General features: G+C 58.7%; 19 protein-coding genes. 6 read left to right on the top strand and 13 right to left on the bottom strand.

Going from position 1 to position 18,994, the window contains the following annotated elements; genetic code table 11:
- Nucleotides 1-158 precede the first annotated feature (158 nt).
- Complete coding sequence (locus GNG27_RS18550; RefSeq protein WP_156264519.1) at nucleotides 159-1,583, bottom strand: 6-phospho-beta-glucosidase; 1,425 nt, start codon at nucleotides 1,581-1,583, stop codon at nucleotides 159-161.
- A gap of 18 nt (nucleotides 1,584-1,601) precedes the next feature.
- Nucleotides 1,602-3,053, bottom strand: coding sequence for a PTS cellobiose/arbutin/salicin transporter subunit IIBC (gene ascF, locus GNG27_RS18545; RefSeq protein WP_142486903.1), 1,452 nt, complete (start codon nucleotides 3,051-3,053; stop codon nucleotides 1,602-1,604).
- 244 nt (nucleotides 3,054-3,297) lie between these two features.
- Here ascF and GNG27_RS18540 point away from each other — a divergent pair, with 244 nt between their 5' ends.
- On the top strand, nucleotides 3,298-4,317 hold the full coding sequence (locus GNG27_RS18540; RefSeq protein ID WP_156264518.1) for a LacI family DNA-binding transcriptional regulator: 1,020 nt from the start codon (nucleotides 3,298-3,300) through the stop codon (nucleotides 4,315-4,317).
- Here the strand turns inward: GNG27_RS18540 and GNG27_RS18535 are convergent.
- Nucleotides 4,312-5,964, bottom strand: a complete 1,653-nt coding sequence (locus GNG27_RS18535) for an SgrR family transcriptional regulator (RefSeq protein ID WP_156264517.1) — start codon at nucleotides 5,962-5,964, stop codon at nucleotides 4,312-4,314. The two genes, GNG27_RS18540 and GNG27_RS18535, sit on opposite strands and share 6 nt — an antisense overlap.
- Nucleotides 5,965-6,007: 43 nt before the next feature.
- On the opposite strand from GNG27_RS18535, the gene GNG27_RS18530 reads away from it, so the two are divergent.
- On the top strand, nucleotides 6,008-6,172 hold the full coding sequence (locus GNG27_RS18530; protein WP_156264516.1) for a hypothetical protein: 165 nt from the start codon (nucleotides 6,008-6,010) through the stop codon (nucleotides 6,170-6,172).
- Between the two features lie 29 nt (nucleotides 6,173-6,201).
- Here the strand turns inward: GNG27_RS18530 and GNG27_RS23555 are convergent, their stop codons facing one another.
- The 3 genes from GNG27_RS23555 to norV form a co-directional block, all read right to left on the bottom strand.
- Nucleotides 6,202-6,360, bottom strand: coding sequence for a hypothetical protein (locus GNG27_RS23555; RefSeq protein WP_185902386.1), 159 nt, complete (start codon nucleotides 6,358-6,360; stop codon nucleotides 6,202-6,204).
- Nucleotides 6,361-6,524: 164 nt separating this feature from the next.
- Nucleotides 6,525-7,658: an NADH:flavorubredoxin reductase NorW gene (norW, locus tag GNG27_RS18525; RefSeq protein WP_156264515.1), complete on the bottom strand. Its 1,134-nt coding sequence runs from the start codon at nucleotides 7,656-7,658 to the stop codon at nucleotides 6,525-6,527.
- Complete coding sequence (norV, locus tag GNG27_RS18520; protein WP_156264514.1) at nucleotides 7,655-9,103, bottom strand: anaerobic nitric oxide reductase flavorubredoxin; 1,449 nt, start codon at nucleotides 9,101-9,103, stop codon at nucleotides 7,655-7,657. The genes norW and norV overlap by 4 nt, the downstream gene beginning before the upstream one ends.
- Nucleotides 9,104-9,292: 189 nt before the next feature.
- Between norV and norR the strand changes: the two genes are divergently transcribed.
- The gene (gene norR / locus GNG27_RS18515) at nucleotides 9,293-10,807 is read left to right on the top strand and encodes a nitric oxide reductase transcriptional regulator NorR (protein WP_142486898.1); all 1,515 of its coding nucleotides are present in this window, start codon (nucleotides 9,293-9,295) and stop codon (nucleotides 10,805-10,807) included.
- Here the strand turns inward: norR and gutQ are convergent.
- The 7 genes from gutQ to srlA all read right to left on the bottom strand — a co-directional run bounded on the left by gutQ (nucleotide 10,804) and on the right by srlA (nucleotide 15,731).
- Nucleotides 10,804-11,769 (bottom strand): arabinose-5-phosphate isomerase GutQ, encoded by a 966-nt coding sequence (gene gutQ / locus GNG27_RS18510; RefSeq protein WP_142486897.1) that lies wholly within the window; start codon nucleotides 11,767-11,769, stop codon nucleotides 10,804-10,806. The two genes, norR and gutQ, sit on opposite strands and share 4 nt — an antisense overlap.
- On the bottom strand, nucleotides 11,762-12,535 hold the full coding sequence (locus GNG27_RS18505) for a DNA-binding transcriptional repressor (protein WP_156264513.1): 774 nt from the start codon (nucleotides 12,533-12,535) through the stop codon (nucleotides 11,762-11,764). Before GNG27_RS18505 ends, gutQ begins: the two co-directional genes overlap by 8 nt.
- 63 nt (nucleotides 12,536-12,598) lie before the next feature.
- On the bottom strand, nucleotides 12,599-12,958 hold the full coding sequence (gutM, locus tag GNG27_RS18500) for a transcriptional regulator GutM (RefSeq protein ID WP_103180888.1): 360 nt from the start codon (nucleotides 12,956-12,958) through the stop codon (nucleotides 12,599-12,601).
- Nucleotides 12,959-13,041: 83 nt separating this feature from the next.
- Nucleotides 13,042-13,821, bottom strand: a complete 780-nt coding sequence (gene srlD, locus GNG27_RS18495) for a sorbitol-6-phosphate dehydrogenase (RefSeq protein WP_156264512.1) — start codon at nucleotides 13,819-13,821, stop codon at nucleotides 13,042-13,044.
- A gap of 15 nt (nucleotides 13,822-13,836) precedes the next feature.
- On the bottom strand, nucleotides 13,837-14,199 hold the full coding sequence (gene srlB, locus GNG27_RS18490; RefSeq protein WP_156264511.1) for a PTS glucitol/sorbitol transporter subunit IIA: 363 nt from the start codon (nucleotides 14,197-14,199) through the stop codon (nucleotides 13,837-13,839).
- 12 nt (nucleotides 14,200-14,211) lie between these two features.
- Nucleotides 14,212-15,171 (bottom strand): PTS glucitol/sorbitol transporter subunit IIB, encoded by a 960-nt coding sequence (locus GNG27_RS18485; RefSeq protein ID WP_156264510.1) that lies wholly within the window; start codon nucleotides 15,169-15,171, stop codon nucleotides 14,212-14,214.
- Nucleotides 15,168-15,731 carry a PTS glucitol/sorbitol transporter subunit IIC gene (gene srlA / locus GNG27_RS18480; protein ID WP_156264509.1) on the bottom strand — a complete coding sequence of 188 codons (564 nt, stop codon included), beginning with the start codon at nucleotides 15,729-15,731 and terminating at the stop codon, nucleotides 15,168-15,170. The genes GNG27_RS18485 and srlA overlap by 4 nt, the downstream gene beginning before the upstream one ends.
- Before the next feature lie 269 nt (nucleotides 15,732-16,000).
- Here srlA and mltB point away from each other — a divergent pair, with 269 nt between their 5' ends.
- The 3 genes from mltB (at nucleotide 16,001) to recA (ending at nucleotide 18,914) form a co-directional block, all read left to right on the top strand.
- Nucleotides 16,001-17,095 carry a lytic murein transglycosylase B gene (gene mltB, locus GNG27_RS18475; RefSeq protein ID WP_185902385.1) on the top strand — a complete coding sequence of 365 codons (1,095 nt, stop codon included), beginning with the start codon at nucleotides 16,001-16,003 and terminating at the stop codon, nucleotides 17,093-17,095.
- A gap of 175 nt (nucleotides 17,096-17,270) precedes the next feature.
- Entirely contained in the window at nucleotides 17,271-17,768 is a 498-nt protein-coding gene (gene pncC, locus GNG27_RS18470; RefSeq protein ID WP_142486889.1) for a nicotinamide-nucleotide amidase, read from the top strand.
- 87 nt (nucleotides 17,769-17,855) lie between these two features.
- A complete protein-coding gene (gene recA / locus GNG27_RS18465; RefSeq protein ID WP_142486888.1) occupies nucleotides 17,856-18,914 on the top strand; it encodes a recombinase RecA in 1,059 nt (352 codons plus the stop codon).
- Nucleotides 18,915-18,994 lie beyond the last annotated feature (80 nt).

The following is an 18,994-nucleotide window of genomic DNA, read 5'->3' as shown; positions in this document are numbered from 1 at the left end:
CCGGGCACCTGGCTGAGAATGAATATCATTTATTTCGGCGGAGTTTTATACAATGATATATTCATGGTGTCAATGAACGATAATAACGTCATGAAACTATTGGGTTTGAGAGGACGTTTGTAGGCCGGGCAAGCGCAGCGCCGCCCGGCGAAGGGGGATTAATCTAAATCTGCACCGTTGCTGGCGATCACTTTCTTATACCACCAGAACGATTTTTTGCGTTTGCGATCGAGGGTGCCGTTCCCGGCGTCATCGCGATCGACATAGATAAAGCCGTAGCGCTTGCTCATCTCGCCCGTTGAGGCGGCCACCAGATCGATGCAGCCCCAGCTGGTGTAGCCGATCAGCGGGATGCCGTCTTCAATCGCATCGCCCATGGCGCGGATGTGCTCCCGCAGGTAGCTGATGCGGTAGTCGTCGTTGATCTCGCCGTTAGCGTCAATCTCATCTTTCGCCCCGAGGCCGTTCTCTACCAGGAACAGCGGCTTCTGGTAGCGATCGTACATCATGTTCATGGTGATGCGCAGGCCCAGCGGGTCGATGCCCCAGCCCCATTCGCTCACCTCGATGTGCGGGTTGCGCAGGGACTTGACGATGTTGGCCGCGCTGGTGTTGCCCGCGTTCATATCCGCCGAGGCGCAGCGCGAGGCGTAATAGCTGAACGACACAAAATCGACGGTGTGTTTCAGCAGATCGTCATCGCCGGGATCTTTGACAATCACCACCCCTTTTTCGCGGAACACGCGGGCAGAGTAGGCCGGATAGCTGCCGCGGGCCTGCACGTCGATAAAGAACAGGTTCTCGCGGTCTTTCTCCAGCGCCATCCACACGTCTTCCGGTTTGCAGGAGTACGGGTAGAAGTTACCCCCCGCCAGCATGCAACCGACCTGGTTTTCCGGGTTCACCTCGTGGGCAATTTTGGTCGCCAGCGCGCTCGCCACCAGCTCGTGGTGCGCCGCCTGGTACTTGACCTGATCTTCGTTTTCGCCTTCCTCAAACACCAGCCCCGCGCCGGAGAAGGGGCTGTGCAGCATGATGTTGATCTCGTTGAAGGTCAGCCAGTACTTCACCAGCCCGTTGAACGCCTCAAAGCAGGTGCGGGCATAGCGGGCGAAGAAATCGACCATCTTGCGGTTGCGCCAGGAGCCGTACTCGGTGACCAGATGCATCGGTACGTCAAAGTGGCAGAGCGTCACCAGCGGCTCGATGTTGTACTTTTTGCACTCCTCGAACACCGCCCGGTAAAAGGCGATCCCTTCCTGATTAGGCAGCGGCTCGTCGCCATTCGGGTAGAGACGGCTCCAGGCAATCGAAGTACGGAATACCGTGAAGCCCATCTCGGCCATTAAGGCGATATCTTCTTTATAGCGATGGTAAAAATCGATCGCGTCGTGGCTGGGATAGAACTCGTCATCACGCAGCGCAAAGCGTTTTTCCTTGCCAACTTTTACCGCCAGGCGATTAGCGCCGTGGGGGATCATATCGACGGTGGTCAGGCCCTTGCCGCCTTCGCGGTATGCGCCTTCGCTCTGGTTAGCGGCCAGTGCGCCGCCCCATAAAAATCCTTGTGGAAAAACTGACATTGTTACCTCGCTAAACATTTATGCTTGTGCTGCTTTGGCCTGAACCGGGGCGGTTTGCAGCGCGCGCGCTTTTTCCGCTTCCTCTTCTACCGGGATATCTTCAAAGCCCAGGATCAGGGTTAGCACGAAAGAGAGCACCACGGCCAGGGCCATGACCCCGAATACCCAGACGATGGACATCGGGTTAGCCGGGTCGAAGAACTGGACGCTGGTAAACAGGCCCGGTGCGGCCATCGAGTGGCTGGCCAGTCCGGCAATCCCGGCGACGGCGCCGCAGATAAAGCCGCTGATCAGACTCGCAATTAAAGGACGTTTCAGGCGAACCGCGACACCGTACAGCGCCGGTTCAGAGATCCCCGCCATGATGGCGGAAGCGGCTGCGGCCAGCGCCGTCTGGCGCAGTTCCGGGTTTTTGGTTTTCCACGCTACCGCCAGCGATGAACCGCCGAGCGACAGGTTGGCGCCGATTTCAGACGGCATCACCATCCCTTCTTTGCCGGTTTCGGCAATGGTCTGAATGATGGTTGGGGTAAAGACGCGGTGCATCCCGGTCATCACCAGCAGCGGCCACAGCGCGCCCATGATGGCAACGGACAACCAGCCCAGATAGCCGTGAATGGTGTAAACCAGGGAAGAGATGCCGCTACCGATCCAGATCCCCAGCGGCCCAATCAGGACGATGGCGAGCGGGGCGGCAATCAGCACGATCAGCATTGGCTTAAGGAAGTTTTTGGTGACCGCCGGGGTAATTCTGTCCACCCAGCGTTCGATATAGGACAGGCACCAGGTCATCACCAGCGCCGGGATCACCGTGTAGGTGTACTTCACCGCGGTGACTGGAATCAAGGCAAACTCGACGTGCTCGCCCTGCGCCGCTTTGGCCATCAGCTCGATAAAGCTCGGGTGCACCAGCACGCCGGCAATGGCAATCGCCAGCGACATGTTGGTTTTGAATTTTACCGCGGCAGAGGCAGCCACCATCAGCGGCAGGAAGAAGAACGCCCCGTCACCGATCACCGTCAGAATGGTCAGCGTCGGTTCGCCTTTGGTCAGCACGCCGGTCATCTCGAGGATCATCGCCAGCAGTTTGACCATCGATCCGCCGATGATCGCCGGGATCAGCGGTGACATGGTGCCGATCAGCGCGTCGAGGATCCCGGCGCCAATGCGTTTCAGGGTCAGCTTTTGCGGCCCCTGCGGCGCGGCGGGCTGCATGTCGGCGGGCAGCAGATTGACCACCTCGCGATACGCCTGGGAAACGGTATTGCCGATGATCACCTGGCACTGGTTGTCGTTGCGCACTACCCCCAGCACGCCGCTGATGCTCTTAAGCGTGGCGCTGTCGATCAGGCTCTCGTCTTTCGCCACAAAGCGCAGTCGGGTCATACAGTGGGTGACGGCGACGATGTTATCTTTGCCGCCGAGCGCGCTGACAACGGCATTCGCCAGCGCAGCATAATTTTTGGCCATCGGGTTGTATCCTGTTTTATCAGTAAGGTACGTCTTCACCGTGTGCAACGATGAAACTTATATAGGAAACCGGTTCCACAAAATCATGAAGAGTTTCCTGAGATCAAACAAGATCACGTTTTGACCATTTTTTATATTCGTGATGACGATCACCTAACGCCATAAAAAGCGTGCGATCCACGCTGCGACAATTTTTACGCGGTGCAGTACACTGCCGCTCACTGGATTAAGACGGAACAGATTGATGACCACGATGCTGGAAGTGGCGAAGCGGGCAGGGGTCTCGAAGGCGACGGTTTCCCGGGTGCTTTCAGGCAATGGCTACGTGAGCCAGGAGACAAAAGACCGGGTTTTTCAGGCGATTGAAGAGAGTGGCTACCGCCCCAATTTACTGGCGCGCAACCTGGCCACCAAACGCACGCAAACCCTCGGGCTGGTAGTGACTAACACCCTTTATCACGGGGTCTATTTCAGCGAGCTACTGTTCCACGCCGCCAGAATGACCGAGGAGAGAGGGCGTCAGCTGATCCTTGCCGATGGCAAGCACAGCGCCGATGAAGAGCGGGAGGCGATTCAGTATCTGCTCGATATGCGCTGTGATGCGATCATTATCTACCCGCGTTTTCTCAGCGTCGATGAGATGGATGAGATCATCCAGAAGCACGAGCAGCCGGTGATGGTGCTCAACCGTCGCCTGCGCAAAAACAGCAGCCACTGCGTCTGGTCGGATCATAAAGCCTCCAGCCAGGCGGCGGTATCGACCCTCATCGAACAGGGCCACCGCGATATCGCGTTTATCACCGGATCGCTGGATTCTCCCACCGGGATTGAACGTCTTTCCGGCTACAAGGACGCGCTTGCTGCACACCGCATTCCGCTGCGCGAATCGCTGATTGTCGAGGGCAAATGGACCCCGGCCAGCGGGGCGGCAGGGGTGGCGACGCTGCTGGCGCGCGGGGAGAGTTTTACCGCGCTGGTAGCGAGCAACGACGACATGGCGATCGGCGCTATTAAGCAGCTCCACGACCGCGGGATCGCCGCGCCGGGGGCGGTTTCGGTGGTGGGTTTCGATGATATTGCCATGGCGCCCTACGTGGTGCCCGCGCTCTCCAGCGTGCGCGTGCCGGTGACGGAGATGGTGAAAGAGACCATCAGCCGCCTGATCTTTATGCTCGACGGCGGGGAGTTCACCTTCCAGCAGACATTTGCCGGGGAGCTGATCCTGCGTGATTCGGTGATCCCCGGCCCGCACCGCCGATCATAATGCCGCCGCCGGAGGCAGCCAGGCGCGGGTAAAATCGAGCCAGCCGCCTGCGGTCAGCACCATATCCTGCACGTTTTCCAGGGCGTTGATCCGGTAGCGATAATGGAACAATGGCGTGCATCGGCCCTCCGCCAGCAGGCGCTGGAAAAAGGGCGTCAGATGGGCGTGAAAATGCGCTTCGCTGTCGCTGTTTTGCATCAGCTGCTGTTTCGCGGTCTCCCAGCCCGCCTCGCCCAGCGCCGTGGCCCAGGCGGGTTCATAGATAAACCATTCTGCCAGCGCAAAGGCTGCCATTCCGGTTGCCAGATGATCCCCCAGCAGCAGATCGGCGTCCGCCAGCGTATCGGGGGCATACCAGCCATCACGATCTTTCCACTCGGTGTGCAGCTCACAGCCGTGCGGCTGTAGCTGGTGCCGCCAGCTTTCAGCCAGCTCGCGCAGTTCAGGCGTGTTGTAGCACACCAGTTTCAGCCGGGGCGGCAGATCGATATCAGCGGGCGCGGGCAGGCTGGGCACCTGTAGCCCGGGGAGGATTTCAGTGTGGATCTGCAGATCTTCACGTCGGCCAAAGTGCTGCTGGTTGAGCGTCAGGGCGGTCTGGCGCAGATACGCGGCCAGCGCTTTGGGCAATGTTGCATTCACCATCAGCCATGCAAAACCGCCGCTGGTTGAGGTCACCGCTTCCTGCGGGGCGCTGCCTTTCCCTACCGTGATCCATGCCGGTTTATCGGTTATCGTGCCGGTACGCCAGAACTCAATGGCGTGCAGCAGCGGATGGGCGGCAAAGTACCAGGGCTGGCGCTCGAGGCGCAGAAAATGCGAGTGATGACGGGCAATGGCGAACGGCCCGGCGCCGACCTCCGGTTGCCGGGGATGCGGCAGGCGGCAGACCGGATGGGCAAGACGATGGGCCAGCAGGGCATCCGGGGCATGCAGATACACCCCTAGACACCAGGGGGCGACGAGGGTGACCGTGTCGATATGCAACAACCCGCTATTGCGCGCCGGATCGGCCAGCAGCAGCTGCATCGCACTCAGAATATCGTCGTCGCTCAGCGGCTGACCGTTGTGCCAGTGAGCGCCGCTGCGCAGGTAAAAATGCCAACGCAGTCCGTCCTCAGAGCAGGCCCAGTGGTGCGCCAGATCGGCCACCGGCTGCGCCTGGCCCGGTTCATAACGGGTTAACCCGGCGTGGACCGCGCAGATAATATGCTGCTCGGCGCGCCGACGATGCAGCGCCGGATGCAGGGAGGTGAGCGGGCGATACCAGGGAATGCGCAGCGTTGGCTGATGCTTGAGCCATTTGCCGCCGAGAAACGGAGTGATGATGTGATGCAGGCTGGCCGGATCGCCGTCTGCCAGCTGGAGGGCGCTCTGATAATCACCTTTCTCCAGGCAGGCGTGCATCAGCGGGGCGCTGAGTTCGCTGGTGGTCACCAGGCAGTGCAGGGTGGCGCGATGCCCGCGCCCCGGCTGCGCCTTCCAGCTTAACCAGCCGCTTTCCGCCAGCTGGCGTAGCAGCGTGCGGGCGTGGCGTTCGCTGCACAGGGCGACTTCCGCCACCTCGGCGATGGTGGTGAGTCTGGCGCTTAAACCGTAATGCACGGCGAGCCGCTGGTACTGGCGGATTTTCTGGATCTGGCGCATGGCGGCATCCCTGACAAAGACGTTGCGAAGAGTGTAGGGCTTTTTGCGCGATAATAAACGTTTTGCCGGGTGGCGCTTCGCTTACCCGGCCTACGGGACGGGTGCTGGCTGCTTTGCCGGGTGGCGCTTCACTTACCCGGCCTACGGGACGGGTACTGGCTGCTTTGCCGGGTGGCGCTTCGCTTACCCGGCCTACGGGACCCTGTAGGCCCGTGCAAGCGTAGCGCCGCCGGGCAATCAGTGCTTGATCTGACTGACTGGCAGCATCAATTCGCGCAACCGCTCGATGCGCGCTTCCGGGCTGAGATAGAGCCAGCGAAAGAGAATACGTTCATGTTTCTTTGCCTGTCTGAACCAGGCAGCAAGATAGTTAAGTTCCTGGGTGAAGTTTTTCATTGGCGGTCTCCGGCTGACGAGTACCGCAACAGAGTAGGCCGTAAACAGGGATTAAAACAGGACAGGGTTTGACAGCTGTTCCGCATTAAAAAAGCCCCGGGGCACCGGGGCTGCGAAAGGCAAAATCGGACAAGCATACAACGAGTAGAGCAAGAGTTTGAGGGTTAAACAGATAATGATTTCAGCAGGGCAAAGGCCTCCTTCATGCGATCTTCACTGACCACGAAGGCGCGCAAATTGCCTTCGCTGTCCGCCCCTTTCGCCACCATCCCCTGGGGTTCGATGGCGATCTGCCAGTTCAGGTCCTGGCGCTGGGTTTCGCCTGCCAGATGCAGCGGCAGTTCCGGCGTTTTCACCTTCACCAGCATCGCAGGCAGTTTCAATGGCGTGTTGGCTCCGAGCAGGTTCTTCGCCAGATACATGGCGCTTAACTGGATCGGCTGCAGGAAGGGCAGCACCTGACCGTTGATTTCGGCGCAGTCACCCAGGGCATAGATATCCGGCTGGGTGGTTTGCAGATAGCTGTCGACCTTCACGCCGCGGTGGGTTTCTGCCCCCGCACGCTGAGCCAGTCCGATCTCCGGACGCAGGCCGGTGGCGGCAATCACCACATCCACTTCGATACAGCGGTCACGATCCAGCAGGGCGCAGATGCCGGTATCGGTTTTGGTCAGGCTTTGCAGCTGGGATTTCAGCTGCAGATGCACGCCCATATCGGTCAGCCGGTGTTGTAAGCGACTGCTTACTTCGGCTGGCATCAGCGCCGACAGAATACTGGCGGAATGGTCAACCAGGGTGACCGCTTTCCCGGCGCGGCAAAAATCCATCGCCAGTTCGCTGCCGATAAGCCCCGCGCCGACAATCATCACCCGCTGGGCGTCACGCAGCGTGGTTTCGCAGGCCCGGTACTCCATCTGGCTGTTGAGGGTCAACATCAGCTCGCGGCCCGGAACCGGCGGCACAAAGGCCGCGGCCCCGGTGGCCAGAACCAGTTTGTCATACGACCACTGCTGGTCTTTCCCTTTAACCATGTGCGCTGCGGCATCAATGTCGGTGACCCAGGTGTATGGGAACAGGCGCAGGTTAAACTGTTCGGCAAACTCCCCCGCCGTCTGGCGGGTGAGGTCGTCGGCATGCTGACTCTGGCTGATCACGTGGCTTAAGTCAGGCTTGTTGTACTCATCCATGCTGTCCGCGGCAATCAGCGTCAGCGGGACGTTCGCATCCTGTTTACGGATATTTTTTACCAGCTGGCGGGCGGCGAAGCCCGAGCCGATAATCACAATGCCGTGGCTCATTTTGCCTCCGATGCCAGTTCGTCAAAGACGTCTTTACCGAGGGAACATTCCGGGCACAGGAAGTTATCTGGAACGTCGCTCCACGGTGTGCCCGGCTGGACATCCTGCAGCGGTTCGCCGAGGGCCGGATCGTAGATCCACTGGCAGACGCTGCACTGCATGCAAGGGCCGAGGTCGGCGGCGGCTGCGGCAGCACAGGCGCAGGCTTCCTGCTCTGGGGTGGCTTTAGCGGACGCTTCTGGCAGAGGAGCGAGCGCCCACTGACGTGCAATGTCGCGGCCGTGCTGGCGGCAGATTTCCAGCGCATCCAGATCCGGACGCCATTTCGCCTTCAGGCTCATCGACATTTCAAAGCCCGCGTCCTGCAGACGGGTTGAGAGACGGTCAACCGCACCGCCGCTCCAGCCGTGGGAGCCGAAGGCGCTGGCGCGTTTGTTGCGGAAGCGCAGGCCGGTCATCTCTTCCACCAAGCCGGCAATTTTCGGCATCATCACGTTGTTCATGGTGGAGGTACCCACCAGCACGCCTTTGGAGCGGAAGACGTTAGTCAGAATGTCGTTCTTGTCGCTGCGCGCCACGTTAAAGATTTTCACCGCCACATTTGGATCTACTTCATTGATGCCCTGAGCAATCGCGTCGGCCATCATGCGGGTGTTGTTGGACATGGTGTCGTAGAAAATGGTGATGCGATCTTCCTGATAGTCCGCCGCCCACTTCAGGTACTGCTCGACGATCTGGGTTGGGTTCTCACGCCATACCACACCGTGGGAGGTCGCAATCATATCCACCGGCAGGTTGAAGCCGAGGATTTCGGTAATTTTTGGCGTAACCAGACGGCTGAACGGGGTCAGGATGTTGGCGTAGTAGCGCTGACACTGCTCGTACAGCTCGGCCTGATCCACTTCGTCGTTGAACAGACGTTCGTCGCAGTAGTGCTGGCCGAAGGCGTCGTTACTGAACAGCACGGCGTCGCCGGTCATGTAGGTCATCATGCTGTCCGGCCAGTGCAGCATCGGGGTTTCAACGAAGATAAGCTGTTTGCCGTTGCCGATATCCAGTGAATCACCGGTTTTCACCACGTTGAAATTCCACTCCGGATGGTGGTGATGACCATTGATGGAGTCGATGGCGTTATTGGTGCAGTAGATCGGGGTGTCCGGGATGCAGGACATCAGCTCGGTCAGGGCACCGGCGTGATCTTCTTCAGCATGGTTAATGATGATGTAGTCGATATCGGCCAGATCAATTTCACTGCGCAGGTTTTGCACGAACTCACGGCTGAATTTATGATCGACGGTGTCGATCAGCACGTTTTTTTCTTCCCGGATGAGATAGCTGTTATAGCTGCTGCCGCGCAGCGTTTTGTATTCCGTTCCGTGAAAATCACGTACTTCCCAGTCACGTTGACCAACCCAATGAATATTGTTTTTAACCAGAATAGACATAGCAACCTCAACTTAATACAGCGAAATTAAACGAAAGATGTAATGGTAATTGCAGGTTGCGTGCCAACTTTATAACTTATTGATTTTTAATGGTTTATAAAATAATAACTCCTGATGGGTAGTCAATTTGACTGTCATTGATATAGTCAATATGACAAGATGTATTGTCAAAATGACTGCGAGGCGAAAATGAGTTTTTCTGTAGAGGTGCTGGCGAAAATCGCCATTGAATTGCAGAGCGGCATCGGGCATCAGGATCGTTTTCAGCGGCTGATCTCCACCCTGCGTCACGTCCTGGATTGCGATGCCTCGGCGCTGCTGCGCTACGAAGGGCGGCAGTTTATCCCGCTGGCGATCGACGGCCTGGCGCAGGACGTGCTGGGAAGGCGTTTTACCCTGGAGGGCCACCCGCGGCTGGAGACCATTGCCCGCGCCGGGGATGTGGTGCGCTTCCCGGCCGATAGCGACCTGCCCGATCCCTACGACGGGCTGATCCCCGGCCAGGAGAGCCTGAAGGTGCATGCCTGTATCGGCCTGCCGCTGTTTGCCGGGCAGAACCTGATTGGCGCGCTGACCCTTGACGGCATGTCGCCGGATCAGTTTGATACCTTCAGCGACGAAGAGCTGAGGCTGATCGCCGCTCTCGCCGCCGGGGCATTGAACAATGCCCTGCTCATTGAGCAGCTGGAGAGCCAGAACAGCCTGCCCGCGGGCCCGGCGGTGTTTGAGCAGGTGAAAAACACCGAGATGATCGGCCTGTCGCCGGGCATGATGAGTCTGAAAAAAGAGATTGAGATTGTCGCCGCCTCCGACCTGAACGTGCTGATCGAGGGCGAAACCGGGACCGGGAAAGAGCTGGTGGCGAAAGCCATCCATGAGGCCTCACCGCGGGCGGTCAATCCGCTGGTCTACCTCAACTGCGCCGCCCTGCCGGAGAGCGTGGCGGAGAGCGAGCTGTTCGGCCACGTCAAAGGGGCCTTTACCGGAGCCATCAGCAACCGCAGCGGCAAGTTTGAAATGGCCGATAACGGCACCCTGTTCCTCGATGAGATTGGCGAGCTGTCGCTGGCATTGCAGGCCAAGCTCCTGCGTGTATTGCAGTACGGGGATATCCAGCGGGTGGGCGACGACCGTAGCCTGCGGGTCGACGTGCGGGTGCTGGCGGCCACCAACCGCGACCTGCGCGAAGAGGTGCTGGCCGGGAACTTTCGTGCTGACCTCTTCCATCGTCTGAGCGTTTTCCCGCTTTCGGTGCCGCCGCTGCGCGAGCGGGGCGAGGACGTGGTGCTGCTGGCGGGCTATTTCTGCGAACAGTGTCGGCTGCGGATGGGGTTATCCCGGGTGGTGCTCAGCCCCGGCGCCCGGGCGCACCTGCTGAGCTACGGCTGGCCGGGCAACGTGCGCGAGCTGGAACATGCCATTCACCGGGCGGTAGTGCTGGCCCGGGCCGCGCGGCTCGGGGATGACGTGGTGATCCACGCGCAGCATTTTGCCCTGCATGATGAAAGCGCCCCTGCGGTGACGCCGGAAACCCCGCTGGTGGTGAATCAGAACCTGCGTGAGGCGACGGAAGCGTTCCAGCGCCAGATGATTAGCCGGGCGCTGGAGCAGAACAGCCGCAGCTGGGCGGCGAGCGCGAGGGCGCTGGAGACCGACGTCGCCAACCTGCACCGGCTGGCGAAACGTCTGGGTCTGAAGGGTTAGAGGATGCCTGCCTGGTAGAAATCCTGCAGGTTGATGGCGCCGCACAGGCGGCCCGCTTCATCCACCACCGGGGCGGCGGTGATTTTGCGCTTCATCAGCAGCTCTTTGGCTTCTATGGCGCGGCTTTCAGCATTCAGCGTCAGGCCGCCAGTGGTCATGGCGCTACTGACATTAACGTCCAGTTTGCCGCCGCCCACCAGCCAGCGACGCAGGTCGCCGTCGGTGAAGACGCCTTTCACCTGGTTGTCGTCATCGCAAACCGCCACCAGGCCGAGCCCGGTACGGCTCAGCTCCAGCATCGCATCCATCACGCTGGTATTCAGCTTCACCTGCGGGATCGCCTCATTAGTGCGCATCAGGTGATGCACTTTATTCAGCAGACGCGCGCCCAACGCACCTGCCGGATGAGAGCGGGCAAAATCTTCTTCATTAAAGCCGCGGGCCTGCATTACCGCCATCGCCAGCGCATCGCCCATCATCAGGGTATTGACGGTGCTGGAGGTCGGGGCCAGATGCATCGGGCAGGCTTCGCGCTCCACCGAAATATCCAGCGTGGCTGTGGCGGCCAGCGCCAGCGGCGAGCGGGATTTTCCGGTCATCGCCAGCAGTGCTACCGATTTTTCCTGCAGGCGGGGCAGGATCAGATCCAGCTCTTTCGCCGAGCCGGAGTAGGAGATAAACAGCAGCACGTCGCGGCTTTCTATCATCCCCAGGTCGCCGTGCAGGGCCTCGGCTGGATGGACGAAAAAGGCCGGGGTGCCGGTGCTGGCCAGGGTCGCGGCAATCTTCTTGCCGATATGCCCGGACTTGCCGATGCCCGCGACGATCACTTTACCTTCGCACTGAATAATGGTGTTTGCCGCACGAACGAAATCCTCACCCAGACGTTCCGGCAGGCGGCTGGCCTCCTGCAGTTCCAGCATCAGGGTTTGACGACCCGCGTTTAACAGAAAATCACTCATCTCTCTCTCCGGTTACAATCACTTCGATTCCTTTCTCTTCCAGCGCTTTTTTGAACGCCGGATCGATACCCGCGTCGGTGATCAGCTTATCGACGCTCTCAAGGCTACAGACAATATTCGGGCTTTTACGGCCAAACTTCGACGAGTCGGCCATCAGGATCACTTCCCGGGCGGCGTTGCACATCGCTTTGCTGACGCTGAACACCTCGTTGAAGGTGGTGACACCCGCGTTGAGGTCGATACCGTCGGTGCCCATAAACAGCCTGTCAAAGCTGAAATGGTCGAAGGCGTTCTCCGCCAGCTGGCCGTGAAAGGAGGCGGATTTTTTACGGAAGGTGCCGCCGGGCATCAGGATGGTTTGTTCGTTGTCGAATTCGGACAGGGCGTTGACGATATGCAGGCTGTTGGTCATTACCGTGATGTTATTAAAGCGGCTCAGCATCGGCACCATCTGCAGCACCGTACTGCCCGCATCGAGGATAATGGAGTCACCGTCATGGATATACTTTACCGCCGCGTCAGCGATTAACGCCTTCTGGTGGGTGTTGATCAGGGTTTTATGATCGATAGGCGGATCGGCCTCGTCCTTATTCAGCACCACGCCGCCATAGGTGCGGATCACCGCTCCGGAATTCTCCAGGATCACCAGATCTTTGCGGATCGTGGTGCCGGTGGTGTCAAAGTAGTGGGCCAGATCCTCAACCGAACACTTTCCCTGCTTTTGCAGATGGTCAAGAATGGCCGCCTGCCGCTGACGGGGTTTCATAGGCGTTGAGTTCCTCAGGTTGCGAAATGATAATTTCGCAAGCTTATAGCGTTCAGAACGAAATTATCCATGTTTCAATTTAAGCGCTAATGATAGTGCATCCTGACAGAGTGAATCATTGGGAAAGATCACATCAGGCTCTAATTCCTGCAGCGCCGTGCCGTTAATCGCTGCAATTTTCACCGGTCGGGCAAAGACCGTCAGCCCACGCATCATCAATGAGTCACAGACCCGGTGATTATCGTCCAGCGCAATGGCGACAATCACCCGCGGTTTAAAGCGCCCGCCGGAGCGGCCCACGCCCACGCGGCCTTTCTGGCAGAGGGCGTCGAAGGCGCGGTTAAAGCGGTGGATTTGCCAGCCGCCGAGCGCCAGCTGGCACAGCCAGGCGATAACGGCGACGGTGATGAGAGTGGTGACCATATCAGCTCCTTAATTGCCGGGCGGCGCTTCGCTTGCCCGGCCTACGATTAATCTTCCTCTCCCTGTGGGAGAGGGGAATAAACTCAGAACATCACCTGCCCGCCGGTGATGTTAATCGACTGTCCGGTGCAGTAGGAGGCTTTCGGGCTGGCATAAAACAGCAGCATATTCAGCACGTCCTGATAGTCACACCCGCGCTTCAGGGGCACTTTGTCAATGTAATACTGCTCCACTTGATCCGCCTCGATGCCCAGCTTGGTGGCATATTGTGGCAGCAGGGACTGGAACATCGGCGACTTCAGCAGGTTGCCCAGCATCAGCGAGTGCACGGTAATGCCGTACTCCGCCAGATCCAGCGCCAGAGACTGGGTCAGCCCCACGCCGCCGAACTTGGCCGCGCTGTAGCCGGAGTTGTGCTTGCTGCCCACCTTGCCGGATTTAGAGTTGATCTGAATGATGCGCCCGGCGATACCGTCGCGGATCATCAGACGCGAGAACTCCCGGGCGCAGAGGAAGTAGCCCACCAGGTTCACCTGCAATGAGCGATCGAAATCCCCCAGCTCCACGTCGCTGATAAACGCCGCTTTGGCGATCCCGGCGCTGTACACCAGCAGATCGACGCGGCCAAAGATCTCATTCACCCCGTGCGACAGCGCCATTACGCTCTGCTCGCTGGTGGCGTCGGCGCCAAAGCCGTACGCCTTGCCTTCGCCAAACTCATGGTTGATCTCGCTGGCGACCCGGGCGGCTTTTTCGCTCTGAATGTCCACCACCGCCACGCGATATCCTTCTGCGGCCAGCCCGCGGCAGAGATATTCCCCTAAGGTTTGTCCCCCGCCAATGACAACTGCAACCTGTTCCATGTTTCTCTCCTTTAATTACGCCACAAATTTCAGTACACAACCGGCTGCCACCGCCGGCGGAACCGGCCCGGCAACGTGCACGGTGCCCGGGTATTCCGCTGCGGTCTGGCCATCAAAACGCAGGGTGATATGCCCCAGCTCGCGCAGGTTTTGCTCTGCGACGTCACCTACTGCCGTCACCGGATAGCGCGCGTCGCCCAGCGTGAGCTGGCTGCCCGGCCGGAGCTCGCCGCTCAGCTCGCCGTGGCAGTGGATAAAACAGAACTCCTCGATATCCGCCGGCGCCCCTTCACGGAAGGTGATCAGCATCTGGTCGCTCAGGGCATCCGTGGCGCTCTGGCCAATGCGGGTAATGGTGGTCTGGTAAATCACGGTCATCACGAAGTCCTCTTATTGATAAATAAAGCCAGAGACGAACCAGGCAATCAGTACGGTTGGCGCGCCGGTCAGGAAGCGGCTCACCAGCACGGAAGGAACGCCGACGCGCACGGTGTCCTGGCGCGCTTCGGCCAGCGACAGCCCCACCGGGATAAAGTCGCAGGCGGCCTGGGCATTAATGGCAAACAGCGCGGGCAGGGCGAGGTGCGGGGGAATATTGCCGAGCCCAATCTGCACGCCAATCAGCACGCCGATAACCTGGGCGATCACCGCCCCTGGGCCGAGGAAGGGCGACAGCAGCGGGAAGGAGCAAATAAGCGCCAGGGTTACCAGCCCGAGCGGATGGCTGGCCAGCGGGGCGAGGCCGTGGGCGATCCAGTCCCCCAGGCCGGAGGCCATGATGATGCCGATCAGCGCCGAGACGAAGGCCATAAACGGCAGGATGGTTTTCAGCACCGTGTCGATGGTGTCGCGCCCGGACTGGAACAGTACCGCCACCGCAGAGCCCATCCCCATCCCGACTTTCGCCAGCAGGCCGTCGCTCTGCTCGGTGATCTTTTTGCTGGTGTCATACTCGCGCGGCGCGCTCTTCTTCGCTGGGGCGGCACCCTCTGCCAGGGTGATGTTCTCCTCTTTCACCCCGGAGACGTAAATGTCCTCCAGGATGTACTGCGCCAGCGGGCCGGATTTGCCCGTCGAATGGATATTGACGGTGGGAATGCGCCGTTTCGGGTAAATGCCGCAGCGCAGGGTGCCGCCGCAGTCGATCACCGCCACGCCGATCTCCGCTTCCGGCGGCTCGCCCTCCTTAAAGCCATCCACCGCGTCCCAGCCGGTGAGTTCGCGCAGCTTGTCGACAATCGCCGGACGGGTGCCTGCGGTGATATAGACGATCTTCTTCTCAGTGGTCGCGTCGAGCTCCAGCGGGCCGCCCCAGCCGCCCACGCCTTTTTCAATCCGGATACGGGTCATGCTGTGGCTCCTGCAAGCTGGACTTTCTGTTCAAGCTGGATGCCCATTTTCTTTTCGAAAATGGCGGTGGTGAGATCGGTCACCCAGCCGCGGAAGAAGTTGGTCACCAGGCCGACCAGCAGGTAACTCACCGCCAGCGGGCCGAGCGGCAGGCCGAGAGTAGTCAGCCCGCTGGCGATCCCCAGATAGACGAACAGCTCGCCGGGGTTGATGTGCGGAAACAGGCCGTTCATCGAGTGGCAGCTGTAGGACGCCGCGGCGTAGTAGCTCGGCTTGTAGCGCTCGGGCATAAAGCGCCCGAGGCTCAGGGTCATCGGGTTACAAAACACGAAGGTGCCGATGCAGGGCAGCAGCAAATAGCGGGAGACCGGATTACCGGCGCAGCGCTGGGCCAGTTTTTCGATCCGATGCTGACCAATAAAGTTGATCAATGCATTCATGATCACCAGCAGGCTGATCAGCAGCGGCAGGATCCCGGTGACCATGCTGGTAAAGACCTCGCCACCTTTCTGAAACAGCCCGATAAACCACTCGGCGCCGTGGGTGATGGTTTCTATCATTGTTTTCTCCTGTAGGGTGAGTTCATCTCTGACGGGCCAATAATAATCACTTTGAAAGGTATTAAAGTGTTAAATAGATCTCACAATGAAAGAAAAATGTATTATTTTGAAAGATAATGAGCAAGGCGAGGGCAGCGCGGTTGAGAAGAGGACGAATTTGTCTTTAGGCAGCGTAAAGATTTTGCCCTGCGGGTTCGCATCTCTTCCTTGAGGTGTCCCGGATGCTTTACCATACTTGCCACTTATCGAATTCGTTGAATGGATGTCTCATGCTCAAGCGTCGTTACGCAGCCATACTGCCTGCGCTTATCCTGCTCTCTGCCTGCAGCAGCAAACCTAAGACCGAAGAGGTCCAGCAACAAACGGCGGGCGTACCGTCCGGCGGCTTCCTGCTGGAACCCCAGCATAATGTGATGCAGATGGGGGGCGACTTTGCCAACAATCCCGCGGCGGAACAGTTCATCGACAAAATGGTGAGCAAGCACGGCTTTAATAAAGCCCAGCTGCAGGAGATCCTCTCCCAGGCGAAACGTCTGGATTACGTGCTGCGACTGATGGATCGTCAGGCCCCGACCACCCAGCCACCGGCCGGGCCGAACGGGGCCTGGTTACGCTATCGCAACCAGTTTATTACCCCGGACAACGTGCAGAATGGCGTGGCGTTCTGGAACCAGTATCAGGACGCGCTGACCCGCGCCCAGCAGGTTTACGGCGTGCCGCCGGAGATTATCATCGGGATTATCGGGGTAGAAACACGCTGGGGCCGCGTGATGGGTAAAACCCGCATTCTGGATGCGCTGGCGACCCTCTCCTTTAACTACCCGCGCCGGGCGGAGTACTTCTCCTCCGAGCTGGAAACGTTCCTGCTGATGGCGCGCGACGAGCAGGACGACCCGCTGGATCTGAAGGGCTCCTTTGCCGGTGCCATGGGCTACGGCCAGTTTATGCCGTCTTCCTATAAGCAGTATGCGGTTGATTTCAACGGGGACGGGCACATCAACCTGTGGGATCCGGAAGATGCGATTGGCAGCGTCGCCAACTACTTCAAAGAGCATGGCTGGACGCCAGGTCAGCCGGTGGCTGTTATGGCTAACGGCCAGGCGCCAGGGCTGGAGAACGGCTTTAAAACCAGCTATACCCCGGCACAGCTGACGGCCGTAGGGTTAACGCCGCAGCAGCCGCTGAGCGGTAACCAAAAGGTCAGCCTGCTGCGTCTGGATATCGGCACTGGCTATCAGTACTGGTACGGTCTGCCGAACTTCTACACCATCACCCGCTACAACCACAGCACGCACTACGCGATGGCGGTCTGGCAGCTGGGGCTGGCCGTGGCGCAGGCGCGGGCGGCATCGCCGTTCAGTTAATACTGTCTCTTCCTGCCGAAAAAGTGAGTGGCGTTGTTCCACTCACTTTTTATTCTTAACCGCTCGGCCTGCTTAATTTTTTTCTGAAGCGCCCTCGTAAAACCTTCACCTCACCCTCATATCTACCGACTAAAGTGCTATCTTGTGCTGCACGTTTTTAAGGAGTCAAAACGCTATGACTGACCATGAATTGATGCAGCTCAGTGAGAGGGTAGGGCAGGCGCTGAAACAGCGCGGTGCGACGGTCACTACGGCGGAGTCCTGTACCGGCGGCTGGGTGGCAAAAGCCATCACCGATATTGCCGGCAGTTCCGCCTGGTTTGAACGCGGGTTTGTCACCTACAGTAATGAAGCAAAAGCGCAGATGATTGGCGTCCGTGAACCCACCCTCATCGAACATGGCGCGGTCAGCGAACCGGTCGTCATTGAGATGGCGATTGGCGCCCTGCGTGCCGCCCGGGCGGACTATGCTATCTCTATTAGTGGCATCGCCGGGCCGGACGGCGGCAGCGCGGAAAAGCCTGTCGGGACGGTCTGGTTTGGCTTTGCGACGGCGCAGGGCGAGGGCGTTACCCGTCGGGAATGCTTCAGCGGCGACCGCGAAAGCGTGCGTCGTCAGGCCACCGTTTATGCGTTAAAAACGCTCTGGCAACAATTTCTACAAAACACTTGATACTGTATGAGCATACAGTATAATTGCTGCAACAGAACAGAAATCCAAGGTGAAGCGCAGTTGTTTCACCCGGCATGAGAGGAAAAAATGGCTATCGACGAAAACAAACAGAAAGCGTTGGCGGCAGCACTGGGCCAGATCGAAAAGCAATTCGGTAAAGGTTCCATCATGCGCCTGGGTGAAGATCGTTCCATGGATGTAGAAACTATCTCCACCGGTTCGCTTTCTCTGGATATTGCACTGGGTGCTGGCGGCCTGCCTATGGGTCGTATCGTAGAGATCTACGGGCCAGAATCCTCCGGTAAAACCACCCTGACCTTACAGGTTGTGGCGGCTGCACAGCGCGAAGGCAAAACCTGTGCCTTTATCGATGCTGAGCACGCGCTGGATCCGGTCTACGCACGTAAACTGGGTGTTGATATCGACAACCTGCTCTGCTCCCAGCCGGATACCGGTGAGCAGGCACTGGAAATCTGTGACGCGCTGGCGCGCTCTGGCGCAGTAGACGTAATCATCGTCGACTCCGTTGCAGCACTGACGCCAAAAGCAGAAATCGAAGGTGAAATCGGTGACTCTCACATGGGCCTCGCGGCACGTATGATGAGCCAGGCGATGCGTAAGCTGGCCGGTAACCTGAAGCAGTCCAACACGCTGCTGATCTTCATCAACCAGATCCGTATGAAGATTGGTGTGATGTTCGGTAACCCGGAAACCACCACCGGTGGTAACGCGCTGAAGTTCTACGCCTCCGTGCGTCTGGATATCCGCCGTATCGGTGCCGTGAAAGACGGTGAGAACGTGGTGGGTAGCGAAACCCGCGTGAAAGTTGTGAAGAACAAGATTGCTGCACCGTTTAAACAGGCTGAATTCCAGATCCTCTACGGCGAAGGTATCAACTTCTACGGCGAACTGGTTGACCTGGGCGTGAAAGAGAAGCTGATTGAAAAAGCGGGCGCCTGGTACAGCTATAACGGCGACAAGATTGGTCAGGGTAAAGCGAACGCTATCTCCTGGCTGAAAGAGAACCCGGCGGCAGCTAAAGAGATCGAGAAGAAGGTGCGTGAGCTTCTGCTCAGCAACCAGGATTCTAAACCGCAGTTCGCTGTTGATGGCGAAGGCGTTGAAGAAACCAACGAAGATTTCTGATAAACAGATGTAATAAACAAGGGTCGCTTAGTGCGGCCCTTTTTGCTTTTTAATTTTTGCTTTTATTGCAGCAGGTTTAT

Source organism: Leclercia sp. 119287 (genome assembly GCF_009734485.1).
GTDB classification, from domain to species: domain Bacteria; phylum Pseudomonadota; class Gammaproteobacteria; order Enterobacterales; family Enterobacteriaceae; genus Enterobacter; species Enterobacter adecarboxylatus_C.
The sequence above is the reverse complement of the archived record's forward strand: the minus strand, read 5'-3'. Positions and strand labels throughout refer to the sequence as shown.